The sequence below is a fragment of the Leucobacter faecis genome (assembly GCF_054456695.2).
In genome coordinates this window covers 1-14,195 of record NZ_JBTJER020000007.1, presented here as the reverse complement: position 1 = coordinate 14,195, position 14,195 = coordinate 1, and the positions used below count along the sequence as shown (strand labels likewise).

Sequence of the window (14,195 nt, the reverse complement as noted above, 5' to 3'; positions counted from 1 at the left end):
CGCTACACCGTGTCGAGCATCGAGGCGAGCTCGTAAGGCGTCACCTGACTGTGATACTCGGCCACCTCGCGGCGCTTGTCGCGAATAAAGTAGGCAAAGACCTGCTCCCCGAGCGTCTCGGCCACGAGCTCAGAGCGTTCCATCACAGCCAGCGCGTGGTCGAGGCTCACGGGGAGCGCGTCAAAGCCCATGGCGCGGCGCTCGCCGTCGCTGAGCGCCCAGACGTTGTTTTCTGCTTCGGGCGGCAACTCGTATTCTTCTTCGATGCCTTTGAGTCCGGCGGCCAGCAGCACTGAGAAGCCCAGGTAGGGGTTTACGGCCGTATCGATGCCCCGGTACTCGACGCGTGCCGCGCCTCCCTTGCCGGGTTTGTACATGGGCACCCGCACGAGTGCAGAGCGATTGTTGTGGCCCCAGCTCACAAATGAGGGAGCCTCATCGCCGCCCCACAGTCGCTTGTACGAGTTGATGTATTGGTTTGTGACGGCCGTGATCTCGGGCGCGTGGCGCAGCAGGCCGGCGACGAAACGGCGCCCCGTCTGTGACAGCTGGTATTTTGCGCCGGGGTCGTAGAACGCGTTCGTGTCACCCTCAAAGAGTGACAGGTGCGTGTGCATTCCTGAGCCCGGGTGGCCCGCGAGCGGCTTAGGCATAAAAGTTGCGTGCACGCCCTGCGAGATCGCAACCTCTTTCACCACGGTGCGAAAGGTCATGATGTTGTCGGCGGTCGTGAGCGCATCGGCGTAGCGCAGGTCGATCTCGTTTTGACCCGGGCCTGCCTCGTGGTGGCTGAACTCGACCGAGATGCCCAGGTCTTCAAGCATCTCGACGCTTTCACGCCTAAAGTCATGGGCGGTGCCACCGGGCACATTGTCGAAATAGCCGGCGCGGTCGACGGGCACCGGCCCACCGGGGCCGAACTCTTTCGACTTCAGCAGATAGAACTCAATCTCGGGGTGCGTGTAGCACGTAAACCCGCGGTCGGCCGCCTGCTCGAGGGTGCGCTTGAGCACGTTGCGCGGATCGGCCACGGCCGGCTCGCCATTGGGGGTGCGAATTTCGCAGAACATGCGCGCGGTAGGGGCCTGCTGGCTGCGCCACGGAAGCAGCTGGAACGTGGCGGGATCGGGAATCGCGAGCAGGTCTGACTCGTACGCGCGAGTGAGGCCTTCGATCGCTGAACCGTCGAATCCGATGCCCTCGTTGAACGCGCCCTCAACCTCGGCGGGGGCAAGCGCCACCGATTTAAGGGTGCCCGAGACGTCGGTAAACCAGAGGCGTACAAACTTTACGCCGCGCTCTTCAATCGTGCGGAGAACAAAATCTCGCTGCTTACTCACGCCCACTCCGTCCTGTGCTGAGGTATTTGTGCTGGTGCTTGATTCGTGAGGCATCGTTGCGTCTCACTGGCACACGATACCGCGCGCCCGTGTCGAGCGTGTTACAGCCCAAACGCGGGCGCGCGGGTGGTGCTGCGAGGCGCCGAGGTTAGGACTCGTCGTTGTCCTCTTCGTTCCACAGGCGGGCCTTCTCGTTCACGATAGCCTGCGCGCGCTCTGCCTCTTGGTGGGTCTTGAACGGGCCGATGCGATCCACGCCGGGCGATTGCGGCCCGCGCTCGACCAACTTCGTGAGCGTGTTGAACCAGTACGTCTCTTCGGGGTCATCGATACCCCAGTCTTGACTGCTCATTTCTTTCGCCTCCTTCAACGCGACTAGTGCGCACTCCTAGGATAGAGCTATGCCCTTCGATACACACGGACATTTGATCCCCGGTTCTCTTCCCCCCGTTCGCACGGTGCCGAGCGACATTGAGCGCCCACCATATGTTGGGCTGAAGACTCCGCCACCGTACGAGGGCGATAACACGTACACAGAAGAGGAGATCGATCGAATCCGTATCGCGGGCGGCATCGCCTCGCGGGCACTCGACGCCGTCGCAGAAGCGGTACGGCCCGGCGTCACCACAGCTGAACTCGATCGCATCGCCCACGACTATGTGATTTCACAGGGCGCCTACCCTTCGACGCTCGGATATCGCGGCTATCGCGCGTCATCGTGCACGTCGGTGAACGAGGTCATTTGTCACGGCGTGCCCGACGATACGGTGCTGCGCGAGGGCGACATCGTGAACGTTGATGTGACGGCGTATCGTGACGGGATGCACGGCGACCTCAACCGCACCTTTCGGGTCGGGCAGGTGCCTGACGAAGTGGATCTGTTGATCGAGCGCACACACGAGGCCATGATGCGCGGCATCAAAGCAGCGAAACCGGGGCGCGCGGTAAACGTGATTGGGCGCGTCATTGAAACCTATGCAAAACGGTTTGGTTACGGCGTGGTGCGCGATTTCACCGGTCATGGCGTTGGCTCGTCGTTTCACTCTGGTCTCATCATTCCCCACTACGACTCGGCCCCCGCCTACGGTGACATCATCAAGCCGGGCATGGTGTTTACCGTCGAGCCCATGCTCACCCTCGGCACCCACGAGTGGCGGCAGTGGGATGACGAGTGGACCATCACCACCCGAGACAAGAGCATCACCGCCCAGTTTGAGCACACGATCGTGGTGCGAGAGAACGGCTTTGAGCTCCTCACGCTGTCGTAACGAGAGTCGCTGAGCGGACGCCTCAGACGGCTCCTCAGACGGGCGTTACGCACCCCGTGTACTTTCTGCGCCAGAGGCGCATACTGGAAGTACGAGGAAATGAGGTGTGTGATGCAACCGCCAGACGTAATGTTTCTAGAAGTGATGCTTGTCGCTGTCGCGATGATCATCTTTGGGGCCGCGCTCACGGAGGTGAGTTTTCTCCTGTGGGCCGGCATCGTGCTCACGGTGGGCATTGGCACCTGGTGGGCGGTGAGTAAGACGCGCCGCCACGGCAGCCACTACTAAAGTGGCTGCCCCACCGGGTGCCTACTTTGTCGCCGAGACCGGGGCGAGGGCGGGGTGCTGTGGTGCGCTAGGTCCTCGTCGAACTGTCCGATCCAAGAATCCATCATGGCTGAATCATGACTGAGCGCGATTTTTGCGACTCCCCGGACCATCAAGAAAACCCCCGTTCCGCCGCATAATCATGCGGCAGAACGGGGGTAAGCGGAATGGGCCAGATCATACGCCGGGTTCTGTTCCTCGAAGCGAACTTCGAGGCGACGGTCATCTCTCTCGGCTTGCCGTTACCGACACGCTCTAGCGGCCTACCCGAGAGCTCGGCGGGGCGCGTCATCACTCTCTGTCTGGCCTTGCTCCGAACGAGGTTTACCTGGCCGCCCGTGTTACCACGAACGCCGGTGGTCTCTTACACCACCCTTTCAGCCTTACCAACCGCGGCAAGCCGCGGCAGGCGGTCTACTCTCTGTTGCACTTTCTCGCGGGTTACCCCGGGTGGGTGTTACCCACCGTTCTCCCCTGCGGAGCCCGGACGTTCCTCGGCGCGAACACTTGCGTGCCGCGACGCGGCCGTCTCACCGACCCATTCCAAGCATCAACTATACCCGCCTCAAGCTAAGCGGGCGCACGCGCGCGTTACTGGGCGGGGTCTGCCTCTGCGGTTACGCGCACGAGAATCGCGCCGGTGCCCGGGCAGAAAGTGACCTCGTCGGGCGCCGCTTCAAGAATGCCCGCGAGTTCTGCCGGGGCGAGGGCCATGTTGCTGGCCTCAGAAACGTTGCCGCGCAGGCGGGCGGCACCAATACCAATGCGACCGCGCAGCGACTCGTAGAGGTCGAGCAGGTCGCGCTGCAGCTCGGCCGAAAGCCCGAGCCGCTCCTTCTTGGACACGGCGAGTTCACGGTTGATGGCCGCTTCGGCGTCGTCAAGCGCACTCTGCAGCTCAGCGCGGCGGCCGTCAACGCCCTCGAGCGCTGCGGTGGCAGAAGCAAACGCCGCTTGCGCGCCCTCCTGCAGCTCCATGATCTCGAGCTGCTTTTCCTCGAGCTTCGCGCTGCGTTCAGCGAGCTGTGCAAGCTCCGCCGTAAGCGCCTGCGCCTCTTTCGGCGCGGTCGAAACAGCGAGCAGCTGCTCATCACGCTTCACCCGCTGTGCCACGAGCTCCACGTCAGACTCGACACGCTCGAACTCGGCGGTGTGCGCGTCGAGCTCGCGCTGTGCCGCCATGAACACGCTCTTCGCCGCGTCGAGCTCACCGGCGAGGGCCGCGATGGCTGCGCGCTGCGGCAGCAACTTGCGTTTGCGCAGGTGCTGCGCAATGAGAGTGTCGAGATCTTGCAGGTCGAGCAGCAGCTGCTGCTGGCGGGGGCTAGCCTTCATAGCTCTAAGCCTATCGGGCCGCGCCCGCGCCCACGGCAAAGCTCCACGGATCAGTGCACAGATCGCTCACGCGCACTTCCACCCCCGGCAGCAGCTGCTTCAGCGTCTCAGCTGCTCCGTCGAGCCACAGCGACTCGCTCGCCCAGTGGGCCACGTCGACGAGCGCGGGGCCACCGGCGGCACTCGAGAGCTCGAGCGACTCCTGCGCCGGGTGATGCCGCAGATCGCTCGTGAGGTACACATCGGCTCCGCGCACGAGCGGGTGCTCGAGCAGGCTGTCACCGGCGCCCCCCAGCAGGGCGATGCGCTGCACGGCACGATCCGGATCCCCTGCCACACGCACCCCGCTCACCGTGGGCGGCAAGATGCTGGCGACGCGCGCCGCGAACTCGGCGAGGGTCTCGGGCGCGGCGAGGCTGCCTACGCGCCCGATGCCAATCGCCGGATCCTGGGCGAGCGGCACAATAGGGCTAGCATCCGTGAGCCCCAGCTGCTTAGCGATCACGTCAGAGACGCCTCCTGCGGGCTGATCGGCGTTGGTGTGCGCGGCGAACAGCGCGCACTCCCCCCGAATCAGATCGGCCAAGAGCGCACCCTTCGACGTGTCTTCGGCGACGGAGTGAATGCCGCGCAAGAGCAGCGGGTGGTGCGTTACGAGCGCGCTCGCACCCCACTCGAGCGCCTCGGCCACGGTCGCCTGCACCGCGTCAACAGCGAGCAGAATGCGCGTGAGCGGGGCGTCGTCACGGCCCGAGACGAGCCCGACCCGGTCCCACGACTCTGCGGTGGCCGCGGGCCAGAGCGACTCGGCCACTAGGCGCAGGTCGGCGATCGTGTGTGATGCGGTCACGGGGGTTACCTCCGAAGCTGCCTGCGGGCGAAGATGTTACCGAGCAGCTGCACGAGCTGCACGAGGATCACGATGACGAGCACGGCCGCCCACGTGACCCACGGGTTGAACTGACGGTAACCATACTGCAGCGCCATGTTGCCGAGCCCACCGCCCCCGATCACGCCGGCCATGGCGGTCATGTCGACCACCGCGATGAACGCGAAGGTGTAGCCGAGCACGAGCGGGCCAAGACCCTCGGGGATCAGTACGGTACGGATGATCCGGAACGGGCTCGCCCCCATGGCGCGCGCCGCCTCGATGACCCCCGGGGGCACCGTGAGCAGGTTCTGCTCGACGAGGCGTGCCACGCCGAAGGTGACGGCGAACGACAGCACGAACATGAGCGCGCGGTCGCCGATGCCTGTGCCCACGACGACGCGTGACAGCGGCTGCAGGGCGGCGATCAAGATCACAAACGGGATCGGCCTGAAGAAATTGACGAGTAGGTTGAGCACCCAGAAGATCGCCTTGTGTGCAAGCAGCCCGCCCTCGCGTGTCACCGTGAGCAGCACGCCGATGACGAGCCCGAGCGCGCCACCAATGCCCATCGCCACGACGACGTAGATGAGTGTTTGAATTGTCGCCTCGAGAAACTTGCCGTTCGCGAGGAGTTCAAGAAGCCGGTCCATTACGCCAGCACCTCCAGTTCGGTCTGCTGGGCAAGGGCCGCGATCGCGTGTTCCACGCGCAGCTCATCACCGATGAGTTCAAGGGTGAGTTTGCCAAACGTGCGGCCGCCCACCTCGGCGATGCCGCCGTGCACGATGCTCACGCTCACACCGCGTTCGGCGAGCGTCGTGAAGACGACGGGTTGGTCGACGCTGCCGTCTCGGAAGGTGAGGCTGACGAGCCTTCCCCGGTGGCGTTCCATGAGCGTCGCGAGGTGCTCTTGTGTCGGTTCGCTCGGCAGCGCGGTCGCCACAAACTTGCGCGTCGTGTCGGTCTTGGGGGCCGAGAACACGTCGAAGACCGCCCCCTGCTCGACTGCCCGGCCCGAATCCATCACGGTGACGCGGTGCGCGATCTCACGCACCACCTCCATCTCGTGGGTGATGAGGATGATGGTGATGCCGAGCTCGGCGTTGACGCGCTTGAGCAGCGTAAGCACCTCTTGCGAGGTCTCGGGGTCTAGTGCGCTCGTGGCTTCGTCGGCGAGCAGCACGCCGGGGTTTGTCGCGAGGGCGCGAGCAATGCCCACACGCTGCTTCTGGCCGCCCGAAAGCTGGTCGATGAACGCCGTGCCGCGGTCGCCCAGGCCGACAAACTCGAGCAGCTCGGCGACGCGACGCTTGCGCTCATCGGCTGGCACACCCGCGACGATGAGCGGGTACTCGACGTTTTTGGCGGCCGTTTTTGAGTGAAACAGGTTGAACTGCTGAAAGATCATGCCGATCTTCTGCCGCACCGGGCGCAGCTCGCGCTCGCTCAGAGCCGTTAGCTCATCATCACCCACGCGAATCACGCCGCTCGTCGCGCGCTCGAGGCCGTTGACGAGGCGCAACAGCGTGCTCTTGCCCGCCCCCGAATAGCCGATGATCGCGTGAATCTCACCCGAAGCGACGTCGATCGAGACGTCGTCTACGGCGACGATCTCGCTGCCGCTAGCGCCGCCCTTCTTGGGGGCCGGGTAGCGTTTACCGACGCCGCTTAATTGCACGCGTGTCATGAGGTCCTCTCGCCGCGGATTGTTCCATCTATTTTCACTGCACAGGCCACCAGAACACGAATCGGGGCGGCGAGAAATCTCGCCGCCCCGATTTCGAGCTAGTGGCCCGTCACGCGGGTCGCTTACTGTGCGCTGTAGTCCTTCTCGGCCTGAGCGAGAATCTTAGCCAGCTCGGCCTCCGGCGTGTTGATGAGGATCGCCCCCTCACCCACGTAGTCCTTCACAGCCTTCTGCACATCGGCGTTGTTCTGGTAGATGTCTACGAGCTTGAGGTAGGTCTCGTTGTCTTTGTCCTCAGCACGCGCGGCGAAGATGTTCGTGTACGGGGCGGCCGCTACGTCATCTGCGCTGTCGGCGCCGAGTGAGTCCGAGAACTTCAGGCCCGAAGGCTCAACAAAGTCATTGTTGACCACGCCTGCATCAACGTCGGGCAGAGCACCGGGGATCCCGGCCGCGTCGAGCTCGGTCACCTTCACCTTGGACTTATCGGCGATGATGTCCTCGAGAGTGGAACCCGAGTTGCCGCCATCCTTGAGCTCGATCAAACCGAGCTTCTGCAGCACCAGAAGTGCACGTGCACGGTTCGACTCGTCGTTGGGTACGGCCACCGTGCCACCCTTCGGAATCTCGTCGAGGCTCTTGTACTTGCTCGAGAACAGGTTCATCGGGTAGATGACGGTTGAGCCGAGGGCGACGAGGTCGTCATCAGCGTCAACATTGTGCGCTGCCAGGTATGCGATGTGCTGAAACTGGTTCAGATCGAGTTCGCCCTCTGACACGAGCGGGTTAGGCTGCGGGTACTCGGCGAAGTCCTTGATTTCGACCGTGATGCCCTCATCTGCGGCCGCTTCGACAAAGGTATCCCAGTAGGGCTGGCCGCCCGGCACGACGCCAATGGTGACGACGTTGTCGTCTGCGGCCGGTGCGCAACCCGCGAGCGTTGCCGCACCAGCGAGGGCGAGTGCCGTGAGTGAGGCCGTGATGAAGCCGCGCTTCTTGCTGAACATGTTTGGAGCCCTCCCAGGCGTCTCAAGTGTGGTGGTGCTGTGCGCGGGGCGCTGCCCGCACACCGCCCCGCTGTACGGGGCGAACTCTTCAAGAATGGGGCACCGGAGCGTACCTGCGAAATCGCGGTGTCACACTCTGTCACAGGCATGGGATACTGGTCGATGACACTCTTCGTCGCGGCGGGCAGGCCGAACTCGTCAACATCGAAAGGAATCTTCCGTTCACATGATCCAGCGTGCTGATGCTCACCTCGAGGCTTGGAAGGCGAAGCAGGAACTCGCAGAGCGGATGATTCCGCTGATTGGCCAGCTCTACCGCGACCGCGACATCGTCATGTCGGTGCACGGTCGCTCGCTCATCGGCCGGTCACCCATCGACATCATTCGGGCGCACAGCTTCGCCCGCAAGATCGACGACGCTGAGCTGCCGCTCACCGAGACGTCGGCGATCGTCGAGGCCATCGCCCAGATCCAGCCCGGCCCGGTCTCGATCGACCTCGCCCTTCTCGCCGCGGGCTTCCGCGCCTCAGGCGAAACCGATCTCGACGCGTACCTGCGCGAGACACTCGCGCCCGCTATCGGCGCGGCCCCCAGCACCGGCACCGATGTTGTGCTCTACGGCTTTGGCCGGATCGGTCGCCTGCTCGCCCGCATCATCATCGACCACGCCGGCAGCGCCAATGGCCTGAACCTGCGCGCGATCGTCGTGCGCAAGGGCGGCGCTGACGACCTGATGAAGCGCGCCAACCTGCTGCGCCGCGACTCGGTGCACGGCCCGTTCAACGGCACCATCAAGGTGCTCGAGGACGAGAACGCGATTCTCGCCAACGGCGTGCGTATTCAGGTGATCTACTCGAACGATCCCGCGTCGGTCGATTACACCCAGTACGGCATCAAGGACGCGATCCTCGTCGACAACACGGGTATCTGGCGTGATGCCGAGGGCCTCAGCCAGCACCTCAAGAACCAGGGCATCGCTCGCGTGCTGCTCACGGCTCCCGGCAAGGGCGACATGCTCAACGTTGTCTACGGTGTCAACAGCGACAAGATCACCGATCAGCAGATCGTGAGCGCCGCTTCGTGCACCACGAACGCGATCACCCCCGTGCTCAAGGTGCTGAACGACCGCTACGGCGTCAAGCGCGGCCACGTCGAGACGGTGCACTCGTACACCAACGACCAGAACCTCATCGACAACTTCCACAAGGGTGACCGTCGCGGCCGCTCGGCAGCGCTCAACATGGTGCTCACCGAGACCGGCGCGGCTAAGGCCGTATCGAAGGCGCTGCCCGAGTTCGAGGGCAAGCTCACCGGCAACGCGATTCGCGTTCCCACGCCCGACGTGTCGATGGCAGTGCTCAACCTGCAGCTCGAGCGCGAAACCACGAGCAACGACATCAACGACTTCTTGCGCCAGGTCTCCCTCACAGGCGCACTGCGCACGCAGATCGACTTCGTTGAGTCGCCCGAGATTGTGTCGACCGACTTCGTCGGCTCGAACCGTGCGGGCATCGTCGACGGCCTCGCCACCATCGTGACGGGCGACAGCGCCGTGGTCTACGTCTGGTACGACAACGAGTACGGTTACAGCTGCCAGGTGGTGCGCATCATCGAGCAGCTCGCAGGCAGCCACCCGGCGCACCTGCCCGCACTCGACGCGTAACACTCGAGTCATAGCGCTCGACGCGTAAATACTCTCGGTTATCGCGCGCACCCTTTCTGGGTGCGCGCGATAGTCTTTTGGTAGGACGCCACAGAAGGCGTTTCTACCGAGAGAAGGGACCATCATGGCCGAGAAATATCTCATCGGAGTTGACGGCTCAGAGCACAGCCGCGTCGCCCTCGCCTGGGGCCTCGCGCGGGCCGCCGAGCGCGGCGCGCACGTTGAGCTGCTGCACGTCGCCGACGATTCGTTCCTGTCAGAGAGCGTCGCGTTTTTGTCTGAGGCGCAGCAGGCCTCCCAGCAGATGCTCGACGCCGAGATCGCCTACGCGAAGACGCTCGGCTACACGGGCGAAATCAGCGGCACCGCGGTCGTGGGGCACCCCATCGCCGAGGTCGAAGAAGCGTCGAAGCGCGCCGACCTACTCATTCTCGGCGCACACAGCGGCAGCCGCTTTGCAGGCTCCTTCTTTGGCACCCGCGCGGTGAAGGCGGCGGCGACCGCGCACTGCCCCGTCGCGGTGATCCCCAAGGAGAACGAAAATACCGGATCCGGCATCGCGGTGGGCATCGATGGATCTGAAGCATCGAAGGTCGCGATTGCGTACGCGGCCGAAGAAGCGTCGCTGCGCGGCGTGCCTCTGATCGCGGTATACGCGTGGATGCCGCCGCTCACGCCGGGGCTCGAGTACCTCTGGAGCGAGGAGCTCGTCGAGTCGCAGCGCGCGGCGGCCGAAGAAGCGATCGCCATTGGCGTCGCGGGCCTCGCCGAGCGCTACCCCGATCTCACGGTCGAGCGGCGCATCGTGCAGTCCCCGCCGGTAGCGGCACTGATCCAGGCGGGCGAAGAAGCCGACGCGCTCGTCGTGGGCAGCCGCGGCCGCGGCGGTATTTCGCGGCTGCTGCTGGGCTCGGTGAGCCACGGTGTGCTGCAGGCGCTCCCCTGCCCCGTGATTGTGACGCGTGCATAGTATGAGCGACGCGCGTATTGAACGACTCATCACGAACGGGTTTATCGGCGTGGGCGCCCCCGGGTTTCCGCCCGAGGGCGTTCCCATCGACAACAACGTCTGGCTCGTCGGCAACGACGACCAGGTGATCGTGGTCGATGCGGGGCACGACGCTCCCGCGATCGAACAGGCGGTCGCGGGCCGCGACGTGCTCGGCATCTTGCTCACCCACGGGCATCAGGATCACATCGATGCCGCAGTCGACGCTGCGAAGGCCCTCGACTCGCACATCTACCTGCACCCGGCCGACCTGTTTCTGTGGCAGCAGGTCTATGAGGGTGTGCTGCCCGACTTCGAGCTTGAGGATCGTGCAACGTTTAAGGTGGCGGGCACCGAGGTGCTCACGCTGCACACTCCGGGCCACACTCCGGGGTCGGTGTGTTTCGCGCTGCCTGGATTGGACACGGTACTCTCGGGAGATACGCTATTTCAGGGAGGGCCCGGGGCCACAAGGTGGGACTACTCGAGCTTCCCTGAAATTCTCTCGTCGATCGACCGGCAATTGTTCACGTTGCCCGGTGCCACCCGGGTGCTGCCCGGCCATGGCGCGGAGACGTCGATCGAACGTGAAATCCCCGAAATGGAGGCCTGGCGCTCGCGCGGCTGGTAACTCCCCGCCTGTCCCCGCTTGAAAGGCCAGCATGGCTCAGCTCTCCCCCGCCCACCGCGCGATCGCGCTGTTTACCCTCGCACTCGGCGGCTTCGGCATCGGGGTGACGGAGTTCGCCAGCATGGGGCTTCTGCCCGATATCGCCCGCGAGCTTCTGCCGGGCTATGACGCGTCGCCCGAGACCGTCATAGCCCGGGCGGGGGTGCTCATCACCGCCTACGCGCTCGGGGTGGTCGTGGGAGCACCCGTGTTCGCGGTGCTCGCGGCGCGCATGCCGCAAGCGACGCTCACCTACTGGCTGCTGGGGCTCTTTGTGCTGGGCACGGTCGCCTCGGCGGTGATGCCCACCTTTGGGACGCTCGCCATCTTCAGGTTCATCGCGGCGCTGCCCCACGGCGCGTACTTTGGTGTCGCCTCACTCATCGCGGCCCGGATCATGGGCCCGGGCATGCAGGGCCGTGGCGTCGCGCTCGCCCTGTCGGGCCTCACCATCGCGAATGTGTTTGGTGTGCCGCTGGCGACCTGGCTCGGCCAGACCTCGGGCTGGCGCTCGGCGTACATTCTCGTCGCCGCCATCTTTGCGGCCACCCTCGTGCTCGCGCTCATCTTCTTGCCGCGGTACCCCGGTGACCGCAGCCGAAGCCCGCTCAAGGAGCTCTCGGCGCTCGCGAACGTGCGCGTGTGGATCATGATCGCGGTCGGCGCGATCGGCTTTGGCGGCTTCTTCGCCGTGTACTCGTACATCGCCGAGGTGACGACCCGCGAGACCGGCCTCGGTGAACACACCGTACCCTGGGTGCTCGCGTGCCTCGGTGTCGGCATGACGATCGGCAACCTGCTGGGCGGTTGGGCGAGTGACAAGAGCATGGCCCGCACGATCACGTGGGGGTTCTCACTGTTCATCGTGTCGCTCGCAGCCTATGCGCTCACGGCCCAAACCGTGGTGGGCCTGCTCGTCACGGTCTTCTGCATCGGTGTCACGTCGTCGTCACTCATTCCCACGATTCAGACCCGCTTGATTCGTATCTCGCACGAGTCTGCGCTGCTGGGCGCCGCGGTGAACCACGCAGCGTTTAACGTCGGCAATAGTCTCGGTGCATGGCTCGGCGGCCTCGTCATTGCGGCGGGCCTCGGCTACCGCGCGCCCGGTTGGGTGGGCGTCGCGCTCGCGGTCGCCGGCATGCTGCTCGCGGCGCTGAGCCTCACGGTCGAGCGTCGCGACAAGGCCCGCAGCCGCGATACGGTCGGGCTGCCCGTCATCGGCGAGCTGTAGCTCGCTCGTCTTCCTGCCCACGCTTCTCCCGGTCATCCTGCGCACTCCCCTCCCTGTCATCCTGCGCACCCCTCCAGTTATCCTGCGCACCCCTCCAGTCATCCTGCGCGACGAAGGAGTCGCAGGATCCACAGCACCTCAATCACACTCAACTTCCGTATATTTTCAACGGTAAATCGTAATGTCGTAGGTCCCTGTTGTAATGGAATCATGCAACATCCTTTCAGTGTCGAGAGCCCCAACCGGGGGCGATTGAACGACCTGGTCACTCGGGTCGTGGAGGTTGATGCGCGCATGCGGGCGCTGCAGGCCGAGCTGACGGTGTTGCTGGCTGAGGCGTACAAATTGGCAGAAGCCGAGGGTGACTGGCCATTCAAGCCCGCGCCGGGCGAAAATGATGATGCCGGCTCCGAGGGTCATGACGCCGAGGGCGTTGGCACCGAGGGCACTGAGGATGCAGCGGGCGCTTCGTCTGCGGTGGAGCAGCCGGCGTTTGTGACCGACGAAGCCGTCGTGCGAGCGAGCATCGCCGCCAGGGAAGCTGAGCCCGGCACGAGCGGTAGCGCCGACGACGGCGATACGGGCAGCGACACAAGCGGCGACGCAGAAGCAGGCGGCAACCGTGCCGTGGGCGGCACAGGCAACACTGACGGCAACACAGGCAACGCTGCGGGTGCGGGCGGGGAGTCGTTTGGGTTGCCTGCGATTAGGCTTCCGCGGGGTGCGCAGGTGTGGCGTGACCGGTCGTACCGGGTGGTGCGGGCTGAGATCGCGGCCGCGCTGCGGGTGCCCGAGGGGCGGGTGGGGCACGACATGTCACACGCGGTTGATGCGGTCGAGCGCTGCCCGGTCATGCTGGGGGCTCTGGCGAAGGGTGAAGTCACTGACCAGCATGTGCGCGGCCTAGTAAACGCGGGCCGCATCATCGGCCACCAGGCCGCTGCACAAGCAGCCACCCAAGCAAGCGCTCAAGCTGACGCCGTTACAAACAACGACACAGACTCCGGCGCCGCTGCCACGGCCGCCGACGAAACATCCAGTGGCACGGCTGCCCTCGAAACCGCCGCCGAGCTTGGTGACGGTGTGACGGGTGACGGTGTGACGGGTGACGGTGAGACCGCTGGTGAGGCGCTCTATGATGAGGCCACGGTGGCGCGAGAGGTGGCGCGCCGGTATGCGCTGCTTGATCGGGCGCTGGTGGTGCATGCGAAGCGCGATACCGCGCCGAAGGTGGCGCCGACGGCGAAGCGGATGGCTGAGAAGCTGGCCGGGGTGACGTTTGATGACCGGCACCAGCTGGCCAAGCGTGACCGGCATGTGCGCCTGGTCGAGCTCGATGACGGCATGTGCCAGGTGCAGGCCGTCGTGACGAGTTTTGAGGCGCACGTCATTTTTGATCGTGTCACCCAGTACGCGAAACTCTTGCAAGAACGCGACATGGCCACGGGCAAACAGGCGGCCGAAGCGGCCGGCACGCCGTTATCGGCGGCCGCGGTGTCGGCGCTGAAACGGCCCCTGGGCGAGGCGCGGGCCGATAGCCTGGTCGCGCTGCTCGCGCATGGTGACCTCACGGATGAAGACTTCTACGGTGCTGATGTAACCGACGCTGATCTGGCTGACGCTGATCTGGCTGGTACTGATGCGACTGGCGCTGACGTGGCCGGGGCGAGCTTTGGGGCTGCGGGTACGGGCCGCACGGCAGGGCGCAAGCGGCTCGGGTTGCGGGTAACCGCGCGGGTGCAGGTGCTCGTGCCGGTCTCGCTCACGGGCCGCCTCGATACCGCTGGCTCCGCCAGCACTGCTGA

Annotated in this window: 14 protein-coding genes and 1 other RNA gene; 7 read left to right on the top strand and 8 right to left on the bottom strand. The window is 64.9% G+C overall.

Translation table 11 applies throughout. The annotated features are described in order from the left end of the window. Window positions 1–2: 2 nt before the first annotated feature. A complete protein-coding gene (glnA, locus tag ACXR2W_RS08965; RefSeq protein ID WP_458812748.1) occupies window positions 3–1,340 on the bottom strand; it encodes a type I glutamate--ammonia ligase in 1,338 nt (445 codons plus the stop codon). A gap of 148 nt (window positions 1,341–1,488) precedes the next feature. Continuing rightward, complete coding sequence (locus ACXR2W_RS08960; RefSeq protein WP_458812746.1) at window positions 1,489–1,692, bottom strand: methionine aminopeptidase; 204 nt, start codon at window positions 1,690–1,692, stop codon at window positions 1,489–1,491. A 49-nt stretch (window positions 1,693–1,741) separates the two neighbouring features. Between ACXR2W_RS08960 and map the strand changes: the two genes are divergently transcribed. Then, complete coding sequence (map, locus tag ACXR2W_RS08955) at window positions 1,742–2,608, top strand: type I methionyl aminopeptidase (protein WP_458812744.1); 867 nt, start codon at window positions 1,742–1,744, stop codon at window positions 2,606–2,608. 111 nt (window positions 2,609–2,719) lie between these two features. Continuing rightward, a complete protein-coding gene (locus ACXR2W_RS08950) occupies window positions 2,720–2,896 on the top strand; it encodes a hypothetical protein (protein WP_458812742.1) in 177 nt (58 codons plus the stop codon). Window positions 2,897–3,099: 203 nt separating this feature from the next. Here the strand turns inward: ACXR2W_RS08950 and rnpB are convergent. From rnpB to ACXR2W_RS08920, 6 genes are all read right to left on the bottom strand, one after another. Continuing rightward, an RNA gene (gene rnpB / locus ACXR2W_RS08945) (RNase P RNA component class A) lies at window positions 3,100–3,476 on the bottom strand. 50 nt (window positions 3,477–3,526) lie between these two features. Then, window positions 3,527–4,270 (bottom strand): zinc ribbon domain-containing protein, encoded by a 744-nt coding sequence (locus tag ACXR2W_RS08940; protein ID WP_458812740.1) that lies wholly within the window; start codon window positions 4,268–4,270, stop codon window positions 3,527–3,529. A 10-nt stretch (window positions 4,271–4,280) separates the two neighbouring features. Further along, the gene (locus ACXR2W_RS08935; protein WP_458812738.1) at window positions 4,281–5,120 is read right to left on the bottom strand and encodes a Nif3-like dinuclear metal center hexameric protein; all 840 of its coding nucleotides are present in this window, start codon (window positions 5,118–5,120) and stop codon (window positions 4,281–4,283) included. Between the two features lie 5 nt (window positions 5,121–5,125). After that, window positions 5,126–5,791 carry a methionine ABC transporter permease gene (locus ACXR2W_RS08930; protein WP_458812736.1) on the bottom strand — a complete coding sequence of 222 codons (666 nt, stop codon included), beginning with the start codon at window positions 5,789–5,791 and terminating at the stop codon, window positions 5,126–5,128. Further along, window positions 5,791–6,828, bottom strand: coding sequence for a methionine ABC transporter ATP-binding protein (locus ACXR2W_RS08925; protein ID WP_458812734.1), 1,038 nt, complete (start codon window positions 6,826–6,828; stop codon window positions 5,791–5,793). Before ACXR2W_RS08925 ends, ACXR2W_RS08930 begins: the two co-directional genes overlap by 1 nt. A gap of 122 nt (window positions 6,829–6,950) precedes the next feature. Further along, window positions 6,951–7,835, bottom strand: a complete 885-nt coding sequence (locus ACXR2W_RS08920) for a MetQ/NlpA family ABC transporter substrate-binding protein (RefSeq protein WP_458812732.1) — start codon at window positions 7,833–7,835, stop codon at window positions 6,951–6,953. Window positions 7,836–8,061: 226 nt separating this feature from the next. On the opposite strand from ACXR2W_RS08920, the gene ACXR2W_RS08915 reads away from it, so the two are divergent. The 5 genes from ACXR2W_RS08915 to ACXR2W_RS08895 form a co-directional block, all read left to right on the top strand. Further along, on the top strand, window positions 8,062–9,498 hold the full coding sequence (locus ACXR2W_RS08915; RefSeq protein WP_458812730.1) for a glyceraldehyde-3-phosphate dehydrogenase: 1,437 nt from the start codon (window positions 8,062–8,064) through the stop codon (window positions 9,496–9,498). Between the two features lie 124 nt (window positions 9,499–9,622). After that, window positions 9,623–10,468 (top strand): universal stress protein, encoded by an 846-nt coding sequence (locus ACXR2W_RS08910; protein WP_458812728.1) that lies wholly within the window; start codon window positions 9,623–9,625, stop codon window positions 10,466–10,468. A 1-nt stretch (window position 10,469) separates the two neighbouring features. Then, window positions 10,470–11,117 carry an MBL fold metallo-hydrolase gene (locus ACXR2W_RS08905; RefSeq protein ID WP_458812726.1) on the top strand — a complete coding sequence of 216 codons (648 nt, stop codon included), beginning with the start codon at window positions 10,470–10,472 and terminating at the stop codon, window positions 11,115–11,117. Window positions 11,118–11,148: 31 nt separating this feature from the next. Next, on the top strand, window positions 11,149–12,390 hold the full coding sequence (locus ACXR2W_RS08900) for an MFS transporter (RefSeq protein ID WP_458812724.1): 1,242 nt from the start codon (window positions 11,149–11,151) through the stop codon (window positions 12,388–12,390). 210 nt (window positions 12,391–12,600) lie between these two features. Continuing rightward, window positions 12,601–14,195 (top strand): pentapeptide repeat-containing protein (locus tag ACXR2W_RS08895; RefSeq protein ID WP_489948843.1); only part of this gene is annotated, 1,595 nt, incomplete at its 3' end.